This window comes from Clostridium chromiireducens, assembly GCF_003575225.1.
In the GTDB taxonomy this organism is placed as follows: Bacteria; Bacillota; Clostridia; order Clostridiales; family Clostridiaceae; genus Clostridium; species Clostridium chromiireducens.
In genome coordinates, this window is record NZ_QXDJ01000008.1 from 158,193 (window position 1) to 181,590 (window position 23,398).

The following is a 23,398-nucleotide window of genomic DNA, read 5'->3' on the forward strand; positions in this document are numbered from 1 at the left end:
TAAGAATATAAGAATATAAGAACTTAAAAATATAACAATATATAAATAAAAACATAAAACAATAAAACAATATAAAAAGGTATAGTAATAAAGCGGGTTATAGCGTTTTACAAGCCATATTTATATAAAAGTGAGGTAAGAAATGAGTAGAGAATTAGATCAGCTATCTATTAATGCAATAAGAGTTTTATCAGCAGATGCTATCCAAAAATCAAATTCAGGACATCCAGGGTTACCACTTGGGTCAGCTACTATGGCATTTACGTTATGGTCAAAGATGAACCATAATGGAAAAAATCCTGAGTGGGATAACAGAGATAGATTTGTATTATCAGCAGGACATGGTTCGATGCTTGAATATTCATTGTTACACTTATTCGGTTATGGGGTTACTGTAGAAGATATTAAAAACTTCAGACAAATCGGAAGTTTAACACCAGGACATCCAGAGTATGGCCACACTAAAGGTGTAGAAATCACAACAGGACCACTTGGACAAGGTATTTGTAATGCAGTAGGCTTTGCTATAGCAGAAGCTCACCTTGCGGAAAAGTTTAATAAACCAGATTGCAGCGTAGTTGACCACTATACATATTCTATAGTTGGAGACGGATGCCTTATGGAAGGCATTTCAGGAGAAGCTTCATCTCTTGCTGGAACTTTAGGTTTAGGAAAATTAATCGTATTATACGATTCAAATAATATTTCGATTGAAGGAGATACAGACATAGCTTTTAGAGAAGATGTAGGAAGAAGATACGAAGCGTACGGCTGGCAAGTATTAAATGTAACAGATGGAAATGATGTAATAGCAATAGAAGCAGCGTTAGAAGCTGCTAAAGCAGAAACTGCAAAACCATCTATTATAATAGTTAAAAACCAAATTGGTTTTGGATGTCCTGCAAAACAAGGAAAAGCATCAGCTCATGGTGAACCACTAGGTGCAGAAAATGTATTAGCGATGAAAGAAAACTTAGGTTGGAAGACTGAACCTGCATTCTATGTACCAGACGAAGTGTATACAAACATGAACGAATATATTGAAAAAGGTGAAGCTAAAGAAGCGGCTTGGAATGAATTATTCACTTCATATGAAAAAGCTTATCCAGAACTTGCAGCAGAGTATACTAAATGGATGAGTGGTGAAATAGATAAAGAAGCATTATTAAATAATGAAGAATTCTGGAGCTTCGATAAAGAAATGGCTACAAGAGATTCTTCAGGAATATTAATAAATAGATTAGCTGCACTTATTCCAAACTTTATTGGAGGTTCAGCAGATCTTGCTCCTTCAAATAAAACTTACATGGCTGGAAAAGGAGATTTCTCAGCAGAAGATAGAAGCGGACAAAATCTTCACTTTGGAGTAAGAGAACATGCTATGGCAGCAATAGCTAATGCAATGTATGCTCATGGCGGACTTAAAGTATTCTGTGCAACTTTCTTTGTATTCAGTGATTACATGAAGGGTGCAATGAGATTATCTTCATTAATGAATTTACCAATAGCTTATGTTTTAACACATGATAGCATTGGAGTAGGAGAAGATGGTCCAACTCACCAACCAATAGAACAATTAGCAGCACTTAGAAGTATGCCAAACATGACAGTATTTAGACCAGCAGATTCAAAAGAAACTGCAGCAGCTTGGTATTATGCTGTGACTAATGGAACTACTCCAACATCATTAGTATTAACAAGACAAAAACTGCCACTATATGATGGATGTCCTAAGAGAGCATTAAAGGGTGGATATATCCTTAAAGAATCTAAAAACGAAACTCCAGATGTGCTTTTAATGGCGTCAGGTTCAGAAGTTGAATTAATCTTTAAAGCAGCAGATGAACTAGCAGCAAAAGGAATAGACGCAAGAGTTATAAGCATACCATCATTTGAGTTATTTGATGCTCAAGATGAAGCTTATAAAGAGTCAGTAATGCCAAAATCAGTTAGAGCTAGAGTTGCAGTTGAAGCATTAACCAGCTTTGGATGGCATAAATATGTAGGTCTTGATGGAGAAGTTATTTCATTAGACACTTTTGGAGCATCAGGTAAAGCAGAAATATTATTTGAACAATTTGGATTTACTGTAGAAAATGTAGTGGATAAATCTATGAATGTGGTTAATAAATAAAGAGTTCATAAATTAAACTGAAAAGATATTAAAACTAATCTAAAGTGCCATGAATATTAGTGGATTTCAAATGTCGTGTTTCCCTACACTATTAAACCCACAAAAATCTAATTTGGATTTTTGTGGGTCCTTTATTATATAGCATAGTTTTTTTTTATTGCACTGTTGTGCAACACTAGAGAGTTCAAGTAAGTATTTACTTATGCTAATAAGTCTTTGAATGAGCTTAAAAGTATGGAGTGTGTAATTGCATTACCTAAATTTTTCAATATTACCGACTACATTCAGAAGCCTCACCTGTTAGAATATCAATTCCATGAGGAAGGGCTGGCAGTATAACCTCTAGATTTTCTACAGCGCCTTTTGGACTTCCAGGTAAATTTACTATTAAGGTGCTTTTTCTAATTCCACTAACAGCTCTTGAAAGCATAGCTTTAGGAGTTATTTTTAGTGAAGCACTTCTCATTGCTTCAGGGATACCAGGCACTAATTTTTCGATAACACTTGTTGTGGCTTCTGGAGTAACATCTCTCTTTGAAAAACCTGTTCCACCATTTGTTAAGATCATATTAATACCTAAGGAATCACAAAGATATATTAGTTCTTCTTTTATCATTTCAACTTCATCAGGGATTATTTTATAATATTCTACAGAAAACTTATCAATTGGTAGAATATCTTTTATAGCTGGACCTGTTAGATCATCGCGTTGATTGTTGTAGCCTTTATCACTTATAGTTAGTATTGCTGTACTTATCATTATGCTTACCTCCTAAGGAAAGATTTGTATTAGTAAATATTTAAATTTAAATAATTATACTATAGTTTAATTAGAGATTAAAATAGTAATAGCAAATATAAGATTAATTAAAAAAAAGATGAAAGACTTAAAATGAGTGATAATTAGTTAGAAATATGTCAAAATAAAGCTATAAATGAAAAATTACATCAATATTCTGAATTGACTAAAATATTACAACACGGTAAAATATATAGAACTGGATTTTGTTAATAAAATAGGAGATTTAAATAGAAATGAGTACTATAAATCTTGAATTACAAGAACAAATTAAAAAAGTTGCAGTTAAAATTATAAAATATTACAGAGGTAGAGGTCCAGAATATGTTAAAGTAAAGATTGATTCCCCTGATACGATAACTGTAGACGTAAAGGGTATTCTTTCAAATCTCAGCGAAATTTTGGTTAATGAAGGTGCTGTCAATATAGTGACAGATTATTGGAAAATAATGAAACCTCATCTTGAAAAAAATTTTCTTCAGGAAGTAAAAGATATATTAAAAAAAGACTTTACTTATAGCTGGAAAATTTGTAATATAGAAAATGATAATAGAACAGTAGTTATAACAATAAATTTAATAAATTAAGGTTGGATTGAAAAGAAGAATATTAATTAATATTTTAGCTTTAAGATAAACCAGTACTTAGGACTGTTGGAACAAACAGCCCTTGTACTGGTTTTTTTATTTTTTTAGATAATATTGATTTTATGAGTAGATAATTAAGAGGAGTGAATCAGAATATGGAAAAAAAAGTGTTAACGGTATGTCCTTATTGTGGAAGTGGGTGCAATTTATATCTTGTAGTTAAGGATGGAAAGATTGTAAGAGCAGAGCCTGCAAATGGTGATAATAATGAAGGAAAATTATGTTTAAAAGGATATTATGGCTGGGATTTCTTGAACGACCCTCAAATACTAACTTCTAGAATTAAAAAGCCTATGATAAGAAAAAATGGAGAATTAGAGGAAGTTTCATGGGATGAAGCTATTAAATTTACAGCAGAAAACCTTATGAATATAAAAGCTAAATATGGACCTGATGCAATTATGGGGACAGGCTCAGCTAGAGGTCCAGGAAATGAACCAAACTATGTAATGCAAAAATTTATGAGAGCAGTTATTGGGACTAACAATATAGATCATTGTGCTAGAGTATGCCATGGACCATCTGTTGCAGGACTTACTTATTCATTAGGTGATGGTGCAATGTCAAATTCAATTCCAGAAATTGAAAATTCAGACGTTTTATTTATATTTGGATATAATCCTGCAGAAACTCATCCTATAGTAGCAAGAAGAATAGTTAAGGCCAAAGAAAAGGGTGCAAAAATAATTGTGACAGATCCTAGAAAAACAGATGTTGTAAGATTATCTGATTTATGGCTTCAACTAAAGGGTGGAACTAATATGGCTCTAGTTAATGCCTTTGGAAATGTGTTAATAAATGAAAATTTATATGATCACGATTATGTAGAAAAATATACTGAGGACTTTGAAAAGTATAAAGCAGAAGTAGAAAAATATACTCCAGAATATGCTGAAAAAATAACAGGAGTAAAAGCTGACTATATAAGAAAAGCAATGAGAACATATGCAAAGGCTAAAAATGCCACAATATTATATGGTATGGGTGTTTGTCAATTCTCACAAGCTGTTGATGTAGTAAGAGGCCTGGCGTCTATTGCCCTTTTAACCGGAAACTTTGCAAGACCTAATGTAGGAATTGGACCAGTTCGTGGACAAAATAATGTACAAGGAACTTGTGATATGGGAACAATACCTAATAATTATCCAGGATACCAGCTTGTAACAGATAAGAAAGCACAAGAAAAATTTGAAAAGGCTTGGGGTGTTGAACTTTCAGATAAAAATGGATACTTCTTAACTCAAGTACCTGAATTAGTGCTTAAGGAAGATAAGATAAAAGCCTACTATATATTTGGAGAAGATCCAGTTCAAAGTGATCCAAATGCAGCAGAACTTAGAGAAGCTTTAGATAAAATTGAATTTATAGTGGTACAAGATATATTTATGAATAAAACAGCTCTTCATGCAGATGTTATTTTACCTTCAACTTCTTGGGGGGAACATGATGGAGTTTATAGTTCAGCAGATAGAGGCTTCCAAAGAATAAGAAAAGCAGTAGAACCTTTAGGAGATGTAAAAACTGATTGGGAAATAATAAGTGCAGTAGCAACAGCTATGGGTTACCCAATGAATTATAAAAATACAGAAGAAATATGGGATGAAATGAGAAGTCTATGTCCTAAGTTTGCAGGAGCAAGTTATAAAAAGATTGAAGAACAAGGAATTGTTAGATGGCCTTGCCCTACAGAAGATCACAAAGGAACTTCTTATCTTTATGAAGGAAATAAATTTACGACTCCTAGCGGTAAAGGAAGGTTATTCGCTTGTGAATGGAGACCACCAGTTGAATTAACAGATGAAGAATATCCTTTAAGTTTATCAACTGTAAGAGAAGTTGGACATTATTCAGTAAGAACAATGACAGGAAATTGCCGTGCCCTTCAAAAGCTTGCAGATGAACCAGGATTTATACAAATGAGTATTGAAGATGCAGAAGAGTTAAATATAAAAGATCAAGAACTTGTAAGAATAACATCGAGAAGAGGAAGTGTATTATCAAGAGCTCTTATTACTGAAAGAGTTAAAAAAGGAGCCACATTTATGACATATCAATGGTGGATTGGTGCATGTAATGAGTTAACTAATGATAGCCTTGATCCTATTTCAAAAACTCCTGAATTCAAGTATTGTGCAGTTAAGGTTGAAAGAATTGAAGATCAAAAGTCGGCAGAGGAATATATAATAACTGAATATGAGAACATAAGAAAGAAAATGAGAATAACATCTGAAAAATAATATTTGGAGAGGAAACTGCAATGATTAGTGTAGAAGAAGCTTTAAGGATAATTTTGGAAGAGTCTAAGGCCTTAGAAGGTGAAGAGAAGAATATTTTATCTTGTTTAAATAAGGTGCTAGCAGAAGATATATATTCTAGAGATAATCTTCCACCCTTTGATAAATCAGCAATGGATGGATATGCCATAAAAAGTGAGGATACTGATTTATATAAAGATGGAGTTTCAATAGAGCTTGAGATAGTTGATCTTATAAAAGCTGGGGAGTCTAGTGATAAAGAATTAAAAAACGGGCAAGCCATGAAGATAATGACAGGAGCACCAGTACCTGAAGGTGCAAATGCAGTAATACAAATTGAAAAAGTAGAAGTTCGTGAAGATACTCTTCATATTTCTGAGAAAGTTAAAAATGGATGCAATGTAATAAAACTTGGTGAAGAAATTAAAGTAGGAGATATTGCTTTAGGGAAAGGAACACTGATTAGGCCAACTGAAATTGGAGTTTTAGCTTCTTTAGGTTATAGCAAAATTAAAGTTCATAGAAATCCAGTGGTAGCAATACTTACAACAGGAGATGAACTTGTAGACATAAATGAAACTCCTAAGTTTGGGCAAATAAGAAACAGTAATGAATACTCACTAAAAGCATTAATTCAGAATTTAGGATTAGAAGCTTTATACTTAGGAATTGTTGAAGATAAAAAGGATACTCTAAAGAGTAAAGTTAAAGAAGCTTTAGAAAAAGCAGATATAGTTATTACTTCAGGTGGTGCTTCTGTAGGTGATTTTGATTTTGTAGAACAAGTATTGAATGAAATAAATGCTGATATAAAATTTCAATCTGTAGCTATAAAGCCAGGGAAACCAATAAGCTTTGCAGTTATTGATAAAAAACTATTTTTTAGCTTGCCAGGGAATCCATTATCTGCAATAACTACCTTTGAAGAATTCGTAAAGCCAGCTTGCGAAAAAATGCTTGGGAAAAACACAGAGAGTGATAATACTTTCCCAGTTATACTAGCTGAAGATTTTAAAGAAAAAGAAGGCAGAAGTAAATACATATATGTAAAGATAAAAGCTGAGAATGGAAAGTTATATGCATATAAGATCGGATCTCAAAGTTCTAACCAGTTAATTACTATGAGTAAGGCAAATGGAATAATAATAATGCCAGAAGGAATCGGATATAAAAAGGCAGGAGAAGTTTTAAGTGGAAAATTCATCTTTAAATAAATCAAGTGAAATTAAAGCTATATCTATAGTTGCAACTAAATCTGGAACAGGGAAGACAACGCTCATAGAAGCATTAATACCTATATTAAAAGAAAAAAACTACAACATAGGAGTCCTAAAACATGATGCTCATAAATTTGATATTGATAAAGAGGGAAAAGACAGTTATAGATTTGTAAAAGCTGGAGCAGATAAGATGGTTATTTCGTCAAAAGAAAAAATAGCTATGATAGAAAAAACTAAGGAAGAAAAGGATCTTGAAGAAATAATGGAACTATTTGTAGGTATGGATTTGGTAATAATAGAGGGATATAAAAATAATGGATATCCTAAAATAGAAGTTCATAGAAAAGAAGTTGATTCAAAACTTTTATGTGAAGATGAGAGTTTAGATAGAATGAAATTTTTAGCAGTAGCGACTGATGAAAAGCTAGATTTAAACATAGATCAATTAGATATCAATAATGCGACTAAGATAGCTGAATTTATTGAGGATAAAGTTATAAAGGAGAAATAAATAATGGAAAAAACATTAGAATGTAAAGTTTTTAAAATAGAAGACGGCATAGGTAAAGCAGATGTAGATGAACTTCTAGTTAGAGAATACCCGCTAACAATTTTTCTTAATGGAAGAAAATTGGCTACACTATTATGTAGTCCAGAAAACTTAAAAGCATTGTCAGTTGGCTTTTTAAGAACAGAAGGTTTGATAAATACAAGAGATGATATAATATCTTTTAATTTAAATGAAGAAAAAGGGATTGCAGAGGTTGAGACTAAAAATAAAGATGCTGCTCGTGAAAGTTTTTTCTCAAAGAAAATTGATTTAGAAAGTATAAAGGATCAATCAATTGATGGAATTGATAATTTCTTAGATTCCTTAAACTGCAAACCTGTTGAAAGTGACGCTAAAATGTATACTGAAAAAATATTTGAATTTATGAGAACAAATTTAGATTATTCAGATGTTTTTAAGAACACAGGAGGAGTTCACTGCGTTGCATTATGTGATAGCAATGAAATGCTGGTAGTATATGAAGATGTAGCTAGACATAATGCATTGGACAAGGTTATTGGAGAATCACTTATGAAAGGCATATTCCTTAAGGATAAAGCAGTTATACTTAGCGGAAGAGTCTCTCTTGAGATGATATTAAAGGCGGCCAAGCTAGAAATACCAATAATTATATCTAAATCAGCACCTACAAGTCTTTCTGTGGCGCTTGCAAAAAGGTTAAATATTACCTTAGTTGGATTTGTAAGAGGCAATAAAATGAATATATATGCTAATGGATATAGAATTAAGCCTTAATTGTACAAAGGAGTGAAATTAATATGAAGTCAAATTGTAATTCCTTTATTGTGGGAGATGCTAATAAGTGCGTCGGTTGTAAGGCTTGTGAAATAGCTTGCTTTAAGGCTCATAATGAAGCAGTCACTGTTGGAAATATAGAAACACCAATAATTTCTAGAATACATGTTATTAAAGAGAAGGATTTTACAGTTCCAGTTCAATGTAGACATTGTGAAAATGCACCTTGCGCAAAGGTCTGTCCTATAAATGCAATTAAAAATGAGGATAATGCAATAATAATTGATGAAGAAATTTGTATAGGCTGTAAAGCATGTGCAGTAGCTTGTCCGTTTGGAGCTATTGAAATGGCAACTAAATATAAGGCTGGAAAAGCAGTCATGCAAAATGTGCAGAAGGAATTATTTGAAGAAGTCCTAGAAGAGAAAGAAACAAAGGTTGCATATAAATGCGATTTATGCAAAGAACAAGATGAACCAGCTTGTGTAAAAGCATGTCCTAAAGATGCTCTTAAATTATTCGACGTCATAGAAGAAAAAAGAATAAGAAACATAAGAACGGTAAGTAACTTAAACTTATAAGAGAGAGGAATTTAATTTATGGATATTGGTTTAGTTAATATTGATAAAGAGTTATGTACTGGGTGTCAGCAATGTGTTGAAGTCTGTCCTGTAAATGCAATAGAAGGTAAAGTAGGACAACCTCAAAGCATTGATTATGATGTTTGTGTTTCTTGTGGACAATGTATACAGGTATGTAATTCTTATGCGTTTGAAAATAGAGAAAACAGTCATTTAATAGAAGAGAAAAGAAGAGATAGAGGTTTACTTGAAAGTGTAAAGGAGCCAGTGTTTGCAGCCTTTAATAAAGGAAATGCAACTAAGGTAAAAGAGGCTTTAAATAATGAAGAATTATTTACTATAGTTCAGTGTGCACCAGCCGTAAGGGTCTCTTTAGGTGAAGAATTTGGACTTGAGCCTGGTAGTTTAACAGCTGGTAAAATGGCGGCAGCACTACGAATGTTAGGTTTTAATAGGGTTTATGATACTAACTTTGGTGCAGATTTAACCATAATGGAAGAAGGCAGCGAGCTTATAAAAAGGGTAACAGAAGGTGGGAAATTACCAATGTTTACTTCTTGTTGTCCTGCCTGGGTGAAATTTATAGAGCAAAGTTATCCTGAGCTTTTAAATCATCTTTCAAGCTGTAAATCGCCACAACAAATGGCTGGAACAATTTTTAAAACTTATGGTGCCAAAATAGATAAGGTTAATCCTAAGAAAATATATAATGTAGCTATAATGCCATGTACTTGCAAGCAATTTGAATGTGATAGAGAAGAAATGCAGGATAGCGGTTTTAAGGATGTAGATATAGTTATTACTACAAGAGAATTTGCTCAGCTTATAAGAGATAATGAAATAGATTTTAAAAACTTAAAGGATGAAGAGTTCGATTTACCACTAGGAAGTTACACTGGAGCTGGTAATATTTTTGGAGTAACTGGTGGTGTAATGGAAGCAGCACTTAGAAGCGGCTATGAGATGCTTACAAAGAAATCTATTCCTAATTTAGAACTTAATTTTGTACGGGGCAGTGAAGGCATTAGGGTTGCAGAAGTAAAATTACCAAAGATAACACTAAAGGTAGCGGTGGTTTCAGGTTTGAAAAATGTAGTTCAAATACTTGAAGATATAAAAGAAGGAAAATGTGATTTTGATTTTATTGAAGTTATGACTTGCCCAGAAGGTTGTGTAAGTGGTGGTGGACAACCTAAGTTTATTTTGGATATAGATAGAAAAAATGGCTTAGTAAGCAGAAAAAAAGGTATCTATAAACATGATTCTGAACTTGAAATAAGAAAATCTCATGAAAATCCTTTTATAAAAAAATTATATGAAGAGTTTTTAATAGAACCTCTTGGTGAAAAATCTCATCATCTACTACATACAAAGTTTGTTTCGAGAAAGAAGGAGGAAATATAAATGAATAATTTTGTCATAGCAAATCCAAAAAGATGTATAGGCTGCAGAACTTGTGAGGCTGCATGTGTTGTTGCACATTCTGAAGAAAACATACTTGTACAAAGTAAGGATAAGGTTAATTTTAATCCTCGCTTAAAAGTTATTAAAACAGCAGATGTAAGTGCTCCAATTCAATGTAGGCATTGTGAAAATGCTCCGTGTGCCAATGCATGCCCCAATGGTTCAATTATCAATAAAGACGGGGTAGTGTTAATAAATAAAGATACATGCATAGGCTGTAAATCTTGCGCAATAGTTTGTCCTTTTGGTGCTATTGATATAATAGTTGAACATAAAGCTGGAGAGAAAGTTATTCAAAAAGGATTAATGTGTGATAAAGACGGAAAGCTAGAATATAAAGAAAGATTAGTTGCAAACAAATGTGATTTATGTATAGATAGGGAAAATGGCCCTGCTTGCGTAGAGGTATGTCCTACAGAAGCATTAAGATTAGTTGAATCTAAAATTATAGATGAAGACATTTCAGAAAAGAGAAAAAATGCTGCAGCTAATTTAGTAAATATATTATAAGTGTATGAATGTAGAAGTTTTTAAAACAGCAGTAATACTTGCAGGTGGAAAAAGTTCACGAATGGGCTTTGATAAGCAGTTTTTAAGAATTAACGAAGTGAGAATTATGGAAAAGTTAATTCATGAACTAAGTAAAGAATTTGAAGATATAATTATTGTCACAAATAAGCCAGAAGAATATAAAACTGCAGAAGACGGAATAAGAATAATCAGCGATGAAATAAAAGAAATTGGTCCCCTATCGGGAATCTATGGTGGGCTTAAAGAAAGTAAGAGCCAATATGTATACTTTATAGCTTGTGATATGCCTAATGTAAACTTAAATTATATACGTTATATTAAGAAAGTGCTTACAAATAGTAAGGCAAATGCTTGTGTTGCTAAAAGGGAAGGCAAAGTTGAGCCGTTTAATGCTTTTTATTCTGTAGATATATTGCCAAAAATCGAAAGACTTATAGCACTTAATAGAAGATCTATATCGGGAGTAATTGATATTATAGAGCCTATTTTTATTGAAGAAAATGTTCTGAAAAGATATGATTATTCTTTTGATATGTTTATAAATCTTAACTCGAAAGAAGATTTAGAAATTTATAATAGAAAGAATAGGCAGGAGGAAAACTATGTTTGATTCGTATGGCAGAAAGATAAATTATTTGAGAATATCAGTTACAGATTTGTGTAATTTAAGATGCAAATATTGTATGCCTGAAAAAGGAATAGATAAGATGTGGCATAAAGAGATTCTAACTTTGGAAGAAATAGAAGCCATTACTGAAAGTTTTGTTGAATTAGGTGTAGATAAAGTCAGGATAACTGGAGGAGAACCTTTAGTAAGAAAAAATATTTTAAAGCTAATTGATGGTATAGGTAAAATAGGCGGAGTTAATGATTTAGCGATGACTACAAATGGAATTCTCTTAAAGGATTATGCTAAAGATTTAAAAAACGCAGGTCTTAATAGACTTAATATAAGCTTGGATACTTTAAATGAAGAAAAATATTCACAGATAACGAAGGTAGGCAAGCTCAAAGATGTACTTCAAGGTATTGAAGCAGCTAAAAAGAGTGGGCTTACTCCAATTAAATTAAATGTAGTTTTAATAAAGGACTTTAATGAAAATGAAATAGAAGACTTTATAAATTTAACAAAATATGAGGATATAGAAATAAGATTTATAGAACTTATGCCAATAGGTACTCTAAAGCATTGGTCATCTAATAAATATATTTCTAATGATACAGTTTTAGAAAAGATGCCAGAATTAATAGAAATAGAATCAGCAGATATTTCTTCTCCAGCAAGATATTATAAACTTCCAAATGCAAAGGGGAAAGTCGGGCTTATTAATCCTATATCATGTAAGTTTTGCGAAAATTGCAATAGAATAAGATTAACAGCAGATGGAAAGCTAAAGTCATGCCTTCACTCAAACGCTGAAGTGGATTTAAAGAAATTGCTTAGAGAAGGTAAAGATATTAAGACAGTAATTACTGATACTATTAAAAGCAAACCCAAAGAACATGAATTGGAGAACGGAAATTATATTAATAGAGAAATGACAGCAATTGGAGGTTGATTTTATGGAATTTACTCATTTTAATGAAAAAGGAAGAGCTCATATGGTAAATGTGAGTGAAAAGGATGAGACAAAGAGAGTTGCTATTGCAAGAGGATCAATTAAAATGAAAAAGGAAACTATAGATTTGATAAAAGATGGCCTTGTTAAAAAAGGTGATGTTTTATCAGTTGCTCAAATTGGCGGAATAATGGGCGTAAAAAAGACCTCGGATTTAATCCCTATGTGCCATAATATTTTTATAACAGGATCTGATATAAATTTTAATATAGGTGAAGAAGAAATAGAGATTGAAGCAACAGTTTCAACGGTTGGGAAAACAGGTGTTGAAATGGAAGCATTAACAGCTGTAACAACTGCAGCTCTTACTATATATGATATGTGCAAGGCTGTTGATAAGGATATGGTAATAGAAAATGTTCGATTAATAAAGAAAACCGGCGGAAAAAGTGGAGAATACATAAGGGAGAATTAAATAAAATTATGGCTAAAGTATTATCAATAAATATTAGTGAAAAAAAAGGTGTTATAAAAACTCCTATAAAAGAAGGAATTTTCATAGAAGAGCATGGCCTAAAAGATGATGCACATGCTGGAAAATGGCATAGACAGGTAAGCTTACTAGCTCAGGAAAGCATAGACAAAATGATTAAAATGGGGATAAGCGACTTAGATGCTGGAAAATTTGCAGAAAACATAACAACTGAAGGTATTGTTCTTCATGAATTGCCTGTTGGAACAAGGTTGAAAATAGGAGAAACAGTTCAGGAAGTGACTCAAATAGGAAAAGAATGCCATAAAGGTTGTGCTATAAAAAATCAAGTTGGCACGTGTATTATGCCAACAGAAGGAATCTTCACAAGAATAATAAAAGGCGGAGTGATTATAGAAGGCGATTCTATAGAAATTTTATAGTGGCATATTTACAAGAATAATGTTTAATATTAAATTCAAGTGCCTTATTATAAAGGGCACTTGAATTGTGGGTAGGGGTTCGAAGTCATTCGCCTCAACCATAAAACCCACGACTACTTTTATGTGGCTTAAATAGCTGTTTACAAGTGGTCGTGTTTTTTTATATGTTTTATTCAGTTAAATATATTTTGAACTGAATAAAACTCTTCACATTAATTAAATAATTAGACACAAAATAAAATTGTGTCTAATTTTTGTGATAAAAATTATATTTTTTGGACAGATATAAATTTTCTTTTTAAGTGTCTAAATTTTTGTGTGGTATGTACAATAATTTAATGAAAATAGTCGTATTTAATGAGGGTTTTTAGTGTCTAAAAGTTTTGGCATGATATTTGCTATATATAAAAGTATAAGTTGTTAGTATTTATTTAATAAATGTCACTGCGACTAATTATCAAATAAAGAGAAAGGAGCATAAGAACGTGAAAAAAATATTAATTGCAACACATGGAACTTTAGCCAGCGGTACCAAAAGTACTATTGAACTTTTAGTAGGTAATATGGCTGATATTACCTGTATTAATGCCTATGTAGATGGAGGTGAGGATTTACTCGAAAGTATTGCAAAATTTTTTGATAGTGTTAGGCCTGAAGAACAAGTATTTGTCTTTACTGATATTTTAGGTGGCAGCGTTAATCAAAAGATTGTAAAATATGAATCTAGGTTAAATGTATTTATAATCGCTGGTTTTAATCTTCCTCTTATACTAACAGTATTGATGGAAACAGAAACAGTAACTAAAGAAAGATTAAATGATATTATTGAGGAATGTAGAAGTCAAATGAATTTGGTGGAGATTGGTGTAAGCGATAAAAATAATGAAAGTGATGAAGACTTTTTAGAAGGTTAAATAAATGGAGGTATGAAAAAATGATAGTAGCATTAAGAGTAGATGATAGATTAATTCATGGACAGATCGCAATGGCATGGTCAAAGGATCTTGGAATTAAGGGAATTGTTGTGGCAAATGATTCAGCTGCAAAGGATGAAATGCAGAAGATGACATTAAAAATGGCAGTGCCATCTAATATTAAATTATTGGTGAAATCTGTTGAGGAGGCTATAGTAGTACTTAATAATCCTAAAGCAGCAAACATGAGGATTTTAGTATTAACAAGAAATATTAAAGATGCTTTGAAAATTCATGAGAATACTGAAGGAATAGAATATATGAATATAGGTAATGTAGGAAGATTTGATGGAATTGATGCATCCGAAAAAACAACAATAAGTCCAACAGTTATGCTTACAAAAGATGAAATCGATTCTTTGAAAAAACTTATTGAAATTGAGCCTAATACAAGTCTTCAGGTGGTTCCTTCAGATGAAATGAAACCAATGAAAGAAATTATTGAAAAGATGAGCTTATAATATTGATAAGAAGGGGGAATAAAAATGGTAGTACAAGCGATTTTAGTAGCACTTTCTGTTTTTGTATGTGTTGGAGGTGCTGAACTGGCAGGTTTCACTATGCTTAACAGACCTATTGTTATAGGTCCTTTAGTAGGACTTCTGCTTGGAGATTTACACACAGGTGTTTTAATAGGAGCAGCTCTTGAAGCTGTATTTATGGGAGTAGTTAATATCGGAGGTGCACAGGCAGCTGAACCTGGTATTGCTACTGCGGTAGGAGTAGCTTTTTCAATTATGCTTGGAAAGGGATCTGAAATTGCCCTGACCTTAGCGATACCAATTGGTATTTTAGGTCTTCAAGTTAAGAATATTTTATATATCTTTTTAGTTGGTTTCTTCGCCCCTGTTTTTGATAAACTTGCTGCAAAGGGAGAAGATGGGAAAATGACAGTCTTACATTTTGGACTTTGGACTGTTAACTGGTTTTTGTATTCATTAGTTGCATTCTTTGGTATTCTTGTAGGATCTGATGCGGTTAAAGCTTTATTAGATTCAATTCCTCATTTTATATTAAATGGTTTAACAATATGTGGAAACTTATTGCCTGCAGTTGGTATGGCAATGTTATTAAGACTCCTTTGGAATAATAAGATAGCTGTATTTTATTTCTTAGGCTTTGTAGTTGTTGCATACTTTAAATTACCTCTTGTTGCTCTTGCAGCTATTGGAATAATAATTGCAGTTGTTATTGCATCCAATGATTATAAGATAAGTAAATTAGCTAAAGCCGGTGTTAGTCAAAATGTTCAGATAACTGATAGTGAAGAGGAGGATTTTTTCGATGAGTAATAATTTTATTAAAGATATTCCGGTAGAAGAAAGAAAATTGCTTAGAAAGACATTTTGGAGATCATTTACATTGTATTCTTCAGTAAGTCCTGCAAAGCAAGGAGCTTCGGGTTTTTGTTATTCAATGATGCCTTTTATCAATAAATTTTATACAGATTCAAAGGATAAAAAAGAGGCGTTGGTACGTAATATGTCATACTTCAATACAACTATTCCTGTATCTACGTTTATAATGGGACTTACAGCTTCTATGGAAAAAGAAAACAGTATGCGTAAAGATTTTGATACTACATCTATTAATGCAGTAAAGTCAAGTTTAATGGGACCAATGGCAGGTATTGGAGATTCTATTTTCTGGGGAGTTATAAGAGTTATAGCAGCAGGGATTGCTGTTAGCATGGGTCAGTCTGGAAATATTCTTGCACCAATTGTATTCTTACTTCTATTTAATATTCCATCTATAGCTGTGAAATATTATGGAACATTTTTAGGTTATAGTTTGGGATCAAAATATATAGAAAAATTGTATTCTAGCGGATTAATCAATATATTAACTAAGGCTGCAAGTATAGTAGGTTTAATAATGGTAGGAGGTATGACTAGTCAGATGGTAACCTTTAAGACCACTATTGAATTAAAAATGGGTGGTGCATCTGTGCTTAAGCTTCAAGAAATGCTGGATCAAATATTCATAGGTATTATACCTCTAGGTATAACACTTCTATGCTTCTATTTACTTCAAAAGAAGAAAATAAGTATAAATATTTTATTAATTGGTGTTATTATACTAGGAATTTTAATTTCTGCATTAGGTATTGCATAATTTAATTTTAAAGCAGGGAGAGTTATTATGAGTAATTGGTGGAAAAAAGCAGTAGTTTATCAAATATATCCGAGAAGTTTTAAAGATTCCAATGGGGATGGATATGGCGATTTAAATGGTATAATAGAGAAATTAGATTATTTGAAGAATTTGGGGATCGATGTCCTATGGATAAGCCCTGTTTATGAGTCTCCTCAAGATGATAATGGCTATGATATCAGCGATTATAGAAAGATATATAAAAAATTTGGAACTAATTCTGATATGGAAAATCTAATTGAACAAGCACACAACAGAGGAATTAAAATAGTAATGGATTTAGTTGCAAACCATACTTCTGATGAACATTTTTGGTTTGAAGAGAGTAAAAAATCAAATGATAATCCATACAGTGACTATTATTTTTGGCTTGATCCTAAAGCAGATGGAAGCGAACCAAATAATTGGGGTTCCAGTTTCTGCGGTTCAGCCTGGGAATACTCAGAGGAAAGGAAGCAGTATTATCTCCATTATTATACAAAAAAACAGCCGGATTTAAATTGGGAAAATCCTAAAGTGCGTCAGGAAGTGTATGATTTAATGAAATTTTGGATGGATAAAGGAGTAGATGGATGGCGTATGGATGTAATTGCCTCCATATCTAAATATACTGATTTCCCAGATTATCCCGATAAACCAGAACAAAAATATATTACAGGCTTTATGCATGCTAACGGGCCAAGACTTCATGAATATCTGCAGGAAATGAACACAGAAGTTTTATCAAAATATGACTGCATGACTGTTGGAGAAGCACCTGGATCTGACTCAGAAATTGCTAGACTATTTGTAGATCCGGAAAGAAAAGAACTAAATATGATTATTACCTTTGAACATATGAACCTTGATAGAATTCCAAATTCTCAAAATAGAAAATGGGCTGTAAAGGATCTAGATCTTAAGGATTTAAAACGTGTTTTGTCTAATTGGCAAGTAAAATTACTAGATCACGGCTGGAATGCTCTTTACTTTGAAAATCATGATCAGCCTAGAATTATTTCACGCTGGGGAAATGATACAAATTACCGTAAAGAATGTGCAAAAGCTTTCGCAACTATACTTCATGGTATGCAGGGAACGCCTTATATTTATCAAGGAGAAGAAATCGGAATGGTAAATGCTCATTATAAGCTTGAAGAATATGATGATGTAGAAATTCATAATGCATATAGAGAATTAGTACAGAAAAACAAGTCTATTTCAAAAGAAGATTTTATGACTGCAGTTTGGAAGAAAAGCCGTGATAATGCTAGAACACCAATGCAATGGGATAGCTCCCAAAATGGAGGCTTTACAACAGGCAGACCGTGGATTAAAGTAAATCCACGTTATTCTGAAATTAATGTAGAAGAAGCATTGAAAGATGATGATTCTATTTTCTATTATTATCAGAAATTAATTAAGCTGCGTCATGAAGAACAAATTCTTACAGATGGTACATTTAAGCTTCATTTGGCAGATCATCCAAGTTTATATGTTTATGAACGAGCACTGGATGATGAAAAATGGCTTATTGTGGCTAATTTTTCAGAAGAAGAGACATCAATAGATGTTATTGAAGCATATATTTATGAAAAGTGGGAGAAAGTTATTAGCAATTATCAGGAAATATGTGTAAATATGCATTTAAGACCATATGAGGCGTTTATTATTAAAAGTGTTAAATAGTAAAAGTAAGTAATTAAATGGAAAATAAAAATTTATTTATTACGGCTAGAGAAACTGTTTTGAAACAGTTTCTCTAGCATATTTATCCCCAAAGCAGCTTTTATTCCATGGGAAAATTATAATATTTATTATAAAATAAATTAAGATGGAAGGAGGATACCGAGATGCAGGCAAAAGATAAAGTTTATGATATGATGAAAAAAATGTGTGGGGGAGAGGTGCAAATTAGTGCAGTGGAATTGTCAGAAGCATTACATTTAAGTCGTCAAGTAGTTAGTCATTACCTTAACCGCTTACTTGAGGAGAATTTGGTTCAAAAAACAAATTCAAGACCTGTATATTGGAGTATTAACAATGCCTGTGAGACTAAAAATGAATACATAATATCAGATAATACAAATTTTGAAAGCAATAGTAAAGATATTATTACAAAGATTCATTGCCAACAGGAAATGAATGCATTTAGCGTTCTAATTGGGTGTAATGGCAGCCAAAATAATATTGTAGAACAGTGTAAAGCTGCAGTTAATTATCCTCCTATGGGATTGCCTATACTTATTACAGGTGAAAGTGGTGTTGGAAAAAGTTTTCTTGCAAAATTAATTTATCAATATGCATTAGAACAAAGGGTAATTTCCTCTAAAGCCCCTTTTGTAGTATTAAACTGTGCAGATTATGCAAATAATCCTGAACTATTGTCTGCAACATTACTAGGATATAAGAAAGGAAGTTTTACAGGGGCCAATAGTGACAAGAAAGGACTTTTAAATGAGGCTGACGGCGGGTATCTGTTTTTGGATGAAATTCATAGATTATCTTATGCTAATCAGGAAAAGCTATTTATCTTTATGGACACAGGGAAATATCGTCAATTGGGAGATAATGAATGGAAAAAATCTGATGTACGATTTATTTTTGCTACCACAGAGCGTACCGAGGAGGTATTGTTGGAGACGTTTAGACGTAGAATTGCGGTTCATATTCATATTCAAAATGTTATCAACCGTCCTTTTGTAGAGAGATTACAGATGCTTCATTTGTTCTATTATAAAGAGGCAAAAAAAATACAAAAGAATATTGTAGTAGATAAAAATGTTGTAGAGGCACTATGTTTTTCAAAACCTAAGGGAAACATTGGAACCCTTCAAAATATTATTCAAATTAGCTGTGCTAATGCTTTCACAAAGCAGAAAAACGAGCCATTTTTGAACATCACGTTAGAAGAGATTCCTAATATTTCAGATATACAGTTTAATGTCACCAGCAAAAGACTACATTCTATTAGAATACTATATAATGAGGATCTGCATCAAGTTGAAGATGAGGAGGTTTTAAAAGTAAAGGAAAAATTTCTCGTGTTTTTTCAAGAGATTTCTCGGATTTCTTATGAAAATATTGAGACTGCCAAGATAGAGATTGTAATTGCCTTTAAAAAACTAACACATTCTCTAAAAAAGAATTCAGATTTATTGTTTTCGGAACAGAATCTATTTATCAGAGAAAGCTATCTAGAAAAGTGCCAAATAATTATAGAGCGATACGGAATTCAGTGCTCAAAGGAAGAATTCAAGCTTATGTATTGTGTACTTTTAACTTTTCAGGATGATATGATACTGAAATTTGATTTATACAAAATTATAAATTTTTTAAATCTTGTATCCCCAAGAGCACACTATGTTGCTATGAAGTTAGAAGAAGCACTTGGTACAATAATAACTGGAACATGTAAATGCGTGGAAATTATTAATACTCTTTTCTTTCAAGGATATATTCTAGAAACTATTGAACTTCAAGGTTTGATTGTAGCCCATGGAAATGCCACTGCAAGTAGTATTCAATCTGTAGCAAATCAAAATTGTGGTACCTTTGTATTTGAATCTATTGATATGCCTATGGATATATCTTTAGCAGAAACTATTAAAAAAGTAAATGCCTATCTTGAAAAGGTTAATAATAGTAAAGGGGTGATTTTATTAGTTGATATGGGTTCATTAAATCAAATGTACTCATCTATTAAAAATCATTTATCGGGAGATTTACTTATTATGAATAATGTCACAACTGCAATTGCTCTAGATGTTGGTATGAAAATGATTCAGAATATATCATTTAAATACATTGCAGAGCAAGCAAAGAGTATTTATACAATCGGTGTTCAATATTTTGAAGGGATTGCACGGGGAAATAACATTATTATCTCATGTATGTCTGGACTTGGGATTTCGGATAAAATAAAAGAGATAATTAATAGAGTCATTAATTATGAAACTATGGATATTATTACGATGGATTATAAGAATTTAAAAAATCTAATTGAAGAAAACAATAAAGATAATTTTAAACATACAAAATTAATTATTACAACCTCGAATTTACCTAATATTACAAATATACCTTGGGTAAATGTTTATGATATTTTAGATGGAAAAGGTGAGAGGTGTGTATGGGAAGCGTTAAAATCTGAAATAAATGAACAGAAATTTGAAGATTTGAAAAGAGAATTTATAAAATTCTTTTCTATTGAGGGAATTGCTAGTAGATTGACATTTTTAAATCCCAATATTGTAATTAACGAAGTAGAAAATGTTATTTTTAGATATGAACATTACTATGATATGAATTTAGTTGGTTATATTAAACTTAATCTATATATGCATATTGCTTTTATGATTGAACGATTAATGACATCAGAATACCCTGAAAATGATAATAAAATAGAATGTACAAATAAAGAAAAGGAATTTTATGATGTTTCAAAGGATATTTTTGAAGAAATAGAAAAGCGATATCATATTAAATTGAGTCAGTATGAGCTATCATTGTTATATGATATATTTAAAAATATAATTTTATAGAAACTGTCGAAATAGTGTTAAGTAGAATTATTATGTATATAAAATATATTGAATTCAGGTATAGAGTTTGATAAGTAAATAAATATAATGTCCGATAACTGTTTTTGAAAAAATATACTATATGTATTTAAAAACTCTAAACTTGAAGTATTATTAATTGAGTATCAGATTTTATAAGAATTCAAGTGGATTATTAGGGGCGCTCTTGGCCTACACCAATCATGAATTTTAATATATATGATATCTTAATTTTACCATCATTACAGCAAGAATGCTTTCATATTTTTATTAAGTGGGGCTTCTTGTCGTCCTAATTATAGGAGAGGGGGATGATGTTATATTTGGCTAAGCTTAAGTTCAATAGCAAAGAGAGTTGGTTTCACTTGGAATACCAACTGCAGAAGTATTTATACCAGTTTGTTAAAAAAGATATTGACAAATTTTGATGAGAAATATAAAATAAATTTAAATTAGAATACAGTAAAGCTTTGAAGAGAAAGAGTAAAATTAACAGAGTTTTAAAGAGAGTTCCCGGATGGTGAGAGGGGCAAAACAAGCTGATTTGAATACATCTCTGAGCAGCACTCCGAAAGATAACAACCAGTAGGCAGATGTCGTTAGTTGCACACGTTATAGTGCTAGAGTATAACCAATAATTTTTGGCGTACTTGAAGAGGTTGTTATTGTGAGGTAACAATAAATTAAGGTGGTAACACGTAAGTAATGCTTTCGTCCTTTTATAAGGATGAGAGCTTTTTTGTTTTGTATCAAAACAATACTTACCAGGACATCAGTATTCTATTTTATCTATATAATTATTAAGGCGCCAATAATTATATAGTTTAATATAAGAAACATGCAAAAAAATAACCATGGCATTTTTCTTTCATTTGCCTAAGAATTAATATTAAAACAGAAATCATAAAATATAAATTATAAATTATAAATTGAAGCTAGGAGGATAAATTAAAATGATTAATATAGATGAACAAGTAAAAATTATAATGAAAGGTGTAGATGAAATAATAGGATTAGATTCCTTAAAGGAAAAGTTAATAAAATCTAATGAAAATAATAAACCTTTAATTGTTAAACTGGGATTAGATCCGAGTGCACCGGACATACATTTAGGACATACAGTCGTGCTTAGAAAAATGAAACAACTACAAGATTTAGGGCATAAGGTAATTATTATTATAGGAGATTTTACAGGAAAAATAGGTGATCCAACGGGTAAAGCCAAGGGGAGAAAAGCACTTACTACAGAGCAGGTTTTAGAAAATGCTAAAACCTATGAAGAACAAATCTTTAAAGTGTTAGATAAAGATAAAACGGAAGTAAGATTTAATAGTGAATGGTTATCTAAATTAACTTTTGAGGAAACAATTAAGCTCGCAGCTACAATGACTGTAGCAAGAATGCTGGAAAGAGAAGAATTTAAAAAGAGATATGAAAATCAAGTCCCAATTTCTGTTCATGAATTCTTTTACCCTTTGATGCAAGGGTTTGATTCAGTTTCAATAAATGCTGATATAGAGCTTGGTGGAACTGATCAAAGGTTTAATGTCCTTATGGGTAGAATGCTTCAAAAAGAATATGGTCAAGAACCACAAGCCACAATATTCATGCCATTACTTGAAGGACTTGATGGAAAAGAAAAAATGAGTAAGAGTCTTGGAAATTATATTGGAATAGATGAAAAAGCTGAAGTTATGTATGAAAAAGCAATGACAATACCTGATGAATTAATAGTAAAATACTTTAATTTAGTTACAGACATTCACCCGGATGATATTAAAGAGTTAGAAAATGATTTGAAAGATGAAAAAGTAAATCCAAGAGATATAAAAATGAAATTGGCAAAAGAAATTGTTAGGTTGTATCATGGAAAAAATGAAGCAGAAAAAGCTGAAGAAAGATTTAAAACAGTATTTCAGAAAGGTCAAATGCCTAAAGATATAGAGACTATTATCATTGAAGGGGAAAATTTTGATATTGGAGAAATTTTAGTACTAAACGGATTTGTAAAAAGCAAAAATGAATTAAGAAGGTTAGTTTCCCAAGGTGGAATCAAGATAAATAATGTTAAAGTAGATAATTTTGAGGATATAAAAATGGAAAATGAAATAGTAATTCAGATTGGAAAGAAGAAATTTGTACGATTAAAATAAACTAGGTGATCTACTTTTAAATCATATAGTATTTGTTTGCACAGCAAAATCACAAAAAAAGAAAGCTTATCAATAATAGATGATTTAGTTCCGATTTTTACAATTTTTGTTTATATAGATGGAGTAATATAATACTCAAGAAAGGCAAAGAGGTCTAGCTTCAAT

At 31.6% G+C, this 23,398-nt stretch carries 21 protein-coding genes and 1 other annotated feature; of the genes, 20 read left to right on the plus strand and 1 reads right to left on the minus strand.

The annotated features are described in order from the left end of the window. Positions 1–142: 142 nt before the first annotated feature. Complete coding sequence (gene tkt / locus D2A34_RS24025; protein WP_079438824.1) at positions 143–2,134, plus strand: transketolase; 1,992 nt, start codon at positions 143–145, stop codon at positions 2,132–2,134. Positions 2,135–2,405: 271 nt separating this feature from the next. On the opposite strand, the gene D2A34_RS24030 is transcribed toward tkt, so the two are convergent. After that, the gene (locus tag D2A34_RS24030) at positions 2,406–2,894 is read right to left on the minus strand and encodes a MogA/MoaB family molybdenum cofactor biosynthesis protein (RefSeq protein ID WP_079438825.1); all 489 of its coding nucleotides are present in this window, start codon (positions 2,892–2,894) and stop codon (positions 2,406–2,408) included. 275 nt (positions 2,895–3,169) lie between these two features. On the opposite strand from D2A34_RS24030, the gene D2A34_RS24035 reads away from it, so the two are divergent. The 19 genes from D2A34_RS24035 to tyrS all read left to right on the plus strand — a co-directional run bounded on the left by D2A34_RS24035 (position 3,170) and on the right by tyrS (position 23,233). Continuing rightward, positions 3,170–3,520: a Na-translocating system protein MpsC family protein gene (locus D2A34_RS24035; RefSeq protein ID WP_119368143.1), complete on the plus strand. Its 351-nt coding sequence runs from the start codon at positions 3,170–3,172 to the stop codon at positions 3,518–3,520. A 155-nt stretch (positions 3,521–3,675) separates the two neighbouring features. Beyond that, positions 3,676–5,817 (plus strand): formate dehydrogenase subunit alpha, encoded by a 2,142-nt coding sequence (fdhF, locus tag D2A34_RS24040; protein ID WP_079438827.1) that lies wholly within the window; start codon positions 3,676–3,678, stop codon positions 5,815–5,817. Positions 5,818–5,837: 20 nt separating this feature from the next. Then, a complete protein-coding gene (locus D2A34_RS24045; RefSeq protein ID WP_119368144.1) occupies positions 5,838–7,049 on the plus strand; it encodes a molybdopterin molybdotransferase MoeA in 1,212 nt (403 codons plus the stop codon). Next, positions 7,027–7,566 (plus strand): molybdopterin-guanine dinucleotide biosynthesis protein B, encoded by a 540-nt coding sequence (gene mobB / locus D2A34_RS24050; protein WP_079438829.1) that lies wholly within the window; start codon positions 7,027–7,029, stop codon positions 7,564–7,566. The genes D2A34_RS24045 and mobB overlap by 23 nt, the downstream gene beginning before the upstream one ends. Positions 7,567–7,569: 3 nt before the next feature. After that, positions 7,570–8,361: a formate dehydrogenase accessory sulfurtransferase FdhD gene (gene fdhD, locus D2A34_RS24055; RefSeq protein ID WP_119368145.1), complete on the plus strand. Its 792-nt coding sequence runs from the start codon at positions 7,570–7,572 to the stop codon at positions 8,359–8,361. 23 nt (positions 8,362–8,384) lie between these two features. Continuing rightward, entirely contained in the window at positions 8,385–8,942 is a 558-nt protein-coding gene (locus D2A34_RS24060) for a 4Fe-4S dicluster domain-containing protein (protein ID WP_119368146.1), read from the plus strand. Between the two features lie 18 nt (positions 8,943–8,960). Then, entirely contained in the window at positions 8,961–10,346 is a 1,386-nt protein-coding gene (locus D2A34_RS24065; RefSeq protein ID WP_119368147.1) for a [FeFe] hydrogenase, group A, read from the plus strand. Continuing rightward, positions 10,347–10,916, plus strand: coding sequence for a 4Fe-4S dicluster domain-containing protein (locus D2A34_RS24070; protein WP_119368148.1), 570 nt, complete (start codon positions 10,347–10,349; stop codon positions 10,914–10,916). It begins immediately after the preceding gene. Positions 10,917–10,920: 4 nt separating this feature from the next. Next, positions 10,921–11,547, plus strand: a complete 627-nt coding sequence (locus D2A34_RS24075; RefSeq protein WP_119368149.1) for a molybdenum cofactor guanylyltransferase — start codon at positions 10,921–10,923, stop codon at positions 11,545–11,547. Further along, a complete protein-coding gene (gene moaA / locus D2A34_RS24080) occupies positions 11,540–12,496 on the plus strand; it encodes a GTP 3',8-cyclase MoaA (RefSeq protein ID WP_079438835.1) in 957 nt (318 codons plus the stop codon). Before D2A34_RS24075 ends, moaA begins: the two co-directional genes overlap by 8 nt. Before the next feature lie 4 nt (positions 12,497–12,500). Next, the gene (gene moaC, locus D2A34_RS24085; RefSeq protein WP_079438836.1) at positions 12,501–12,971 is read left to right on the plus strand and encodes a cyclic pyranopterin monophosphate synthase MoaC; all 471 of its coding nucleotides are present in this window, start codon (positions 12,501–12,503) and stop codon (positions 12,969–12,971) included. 8 nt (positions 12,972–12,979) lie between these two features. Further along, complete coding sequence (locus D2A34_RS24090; protein WP_079438837.1) at positions 12,980–13,411, plus strand: MOSC domain-containing protein; 432 nt, start codon at positions 12,980–12,982, stop codon at positions 13,409–13,411. Between the two features lie 485 nt (positions 13,412–13,896). Next, a complete protein-coding gene (locus tag D2A34_RS24095; protein WP_119368150.1) occupies positions 13,897–14,325 on the plus strand; it encodes a PTS sugar transporter subunit IIA in 429 nt (142 codons plus the stop codon). A gap of 20 nt (positions 14,326–14,345) precedes the next feature. After that, positions 14,346–14,846 carry a PTS sugar transporter subunit IIB gene (locus D2A34_RS24100; protein ID WP_119368151.1) on the plus strand — a complete coding sequence of 167 codons (501 nt, stop codon included), beginning with the start codon at positions 14,346–14,348 and terminating at the stop codon, positions 14,844–14,846. 24 nt (positions 14,847–14,870) lie between these two features. Beyond that, positions 14,871–15,677, plus strand: coding sequence for a PTS mannose/fructose/sorbose/N-acetylgalactosamine transporter subunit IIC (locus tag D2A34_RS24105; RefSeq protein WP_119368152.1), 807 nt, complete (start codon positions 14,871–14,873; stop codon positions 15,675–15,677). Next, positions 15,670–16,500 (plus strand): PTS system mannose/fructose/sorbose family transporter subunit IID, encoded by an 831-nt coding sequence (locus tag D2A34_RS24110; RefSeq protein WP_119368153.1) that lies wholly within the window; start codon positions 15,670–15,672, stop codon positions 16,498–16,500. Before D2A34_RS24105 ends, D2A34_RS24110 begins: the two co-directional genes overlap by 8 nt. Before the next feature lie 27 nt (positions 16,501–16,527). Continuing rightward, positions 16,528–18,207 (plus strand): glycoside hydrolase family 13 protein, encoded by a 1,680-nt coding sequence (locus D2A34_RS24115; RefSeq protein WP_119368154.1) that lies wholly within the window; start codon positions 16,528–16,530, stop codon positions 18,205–18,207. A gap of 164 nt (positions 18,208–18,371) precedes the next feature. Next, entirely contained in the window at positions 18,372–21,062 is a 2,691-nt protein-coding gene (locus tag D2A34_RS24120; protein WP_119368155.1) for a sigma 54-interacting transcriptional regulator, read from the plus strand. A gap of 479 nt (positions 21,063–21,541) precedes the next feature. Then, positions 21,542–21,802 (plus strand) — a binding site (T-box leader). A 231-nt stretch (positions 21,803–22,033) separates the two neighbouring features. Then, the gene (gene tyrS / locus D2A34_RS24125; protein ID WP_119368156.1) at positions 22,034–23,233 is read left to right on the plus strand and encodes a tyrosine--tRNA ligase; all 1,200 of its coding nucleotides are present in this window, start codon (positions 22,034–22,036) and stop codon (positions 23,231–23,233) included. Positions 23,234–23,398 lie beyond the last annotated feature (165 nt).